Below are 365 nucleotides of genomic sequence, written 5' to 3' on the forward strand. Positions count from 1 at the left end.
GTGCAAAATTGCGGGTTTGCCGCTTGCCCGTGCACGCTCGAAAGCAGCAGGGAAGTCAGCGCTATTTTCTACCCGCTCGCCGTAGCCGCCAAAGGCTTCAGCATAACGGGCGAAGTCGGGGTTTTTCAATACCGTGGCTGATACGCGGCCCGGGTATTCACGTTCTTGGTGCATACGGAGGGTGCCGTACATACCGTTATAAATCAGAAAAACGATAATAGGCAGGTCGTATGGCCCCGCTGTGGAAATTTCTTGGCCGTGCATCATGAAGCAGCCACCGCCTGCAAAGCAGACAACGGTAGATTCGGGTTTGATGCGTTGGGCGGCAACCGCCGCAGGCAAACCATAGCCCATAGAGCCAGAGG

The 365-nt window shown here is 55.9% G+C and carries 1 protein-coding gene; it reads right to left on the reverse strand.

Features of this window, described 5'->3' with window-relative positions; genetic code table 11:
- The coding region (locus KHA85_RS20615; protein WP_236885860.1) for a thiamine pyrophosphate-dependent enzyme at window positions 1-365 on the reverse strand (365 nt) is incomplete at both ends.

This window comes from Dietzia massiliensis, from assembly GCF_018390595.1.
Lineage (GTDB): Bacteria > Actinomycetota > Actinomycetes > Mycobacteriales > Mycobacteriaceae > Dietzia > Dietzia massiliensis.